We start from the raw sequence: 1017 nt of genomic DNA, 5'->3' as shown, positions 1-1017 counted from the left end.
TGCTAATTTATGCGGATATCAGCGCGGGGGCGATCAGGCGGCACCGACGTTGATGTGAGGTAGGGGGCTTAAAGACGGTTGAGGCAGCAACGCTGCCGTGCTCGCCCCGAAGGGGCGCTACGTTCAGCAATCTTGCGATGGCTCACCTGACTGAAGTCTGTTCCCTTGGGGTAAAAGCGCCGTATCAGCCCGTTGGTATGCTCATTCAACCCGCGCTCCCAGGAATGGTATGGGCGTGCAAAGTAGACCTGCGCCCCTGTGATTTCCGTGATTTGCTCGTGTAAGGCAAATTCAGGGCCGTTATCAGCGGTCAGGGTTTTAAACTCGCAGAAGGTATTGGCTTCAATGTCCCCGAACGCGGCAACCACGGTCTCCGACCGCTTATTGGGCAACTTACGAATGATGACGGTTTTCAGGGCCTTATCTACGAGAGTGAGCAGGAATGACTTCTGGTCTTTGCCAAAAATGGTGTCAATCTCGAAATGCCCAGGTTCCTGTTTGAGGTCGGCTTCCGCTGGGCGATGCTCAATGCCAACACGGTTGGGAATAGGGCCTCGTTTGAGGTTTTCGGCATTGTAGCTATAGCGTTTTCCCCGGTGAGGAAGTTGCTGATACAGGTCGCCGCCAGCCTGTCGCTCCTGCTGGATATAGCGATAGAGGGTATTTTTGCTGACAGAGACACCGAATTCCAGTTGCAGGCGGCCACTGATGACTTCAGGTGAGGTATGGGTGGAAAGCGCCTGCCGGATGAAGTCCTGAATGTGTGGCTCCAACTGGTGAAAAGCATTGTCTGGCAGAGGCTTATGACGCCGCCCTCGGGCCAGAGTATCCGCCCTTCTACAGCAGTAGACACCGTTGAAAGTGGGGTCGGTATTGCGTCTGAGTTCCCGGCTGATGGTCGAGCGAGGAAGCTCAAGCTCTCGGGCGATGGTGGCTTGGTTGACACCTTCACCACGCCGCTTTTCGATGTAGAACCGCTCTTTCTGAGTCAGATGTTTTCCCTGCATGCAACAGGCT

The 1017-nt window shown here is 55.0% G+C and carries 1 protein-coding gene; it reads right to left on the bottom strand.

What is annotated here, in order from left to right; genetic code table 11:
* Window positions 1-68: 68 nt before the first annotated feature.
* Window positions 69-1017 (bottom strand): IS30 family transposase (locus tag ACMV5I_RS29490; protein WP_414825974.1); only part of this gene is annotated, 949 nt, incomplete at its 5' end.

Source organism: Serratia sp. T13T92, from assembly GCF_047530105.1.
Classification (GTDB): Bacteria; Pseudomonadota; Gammaproteobacteria; order Enterobacterales; family Enterobacteriaceae; genus Chania; species Chania fonticola.
Note: the sequence above shows the minus strand (reverse complement) of the source record. Positions and strands in the feature narration are given on the sequence as shown.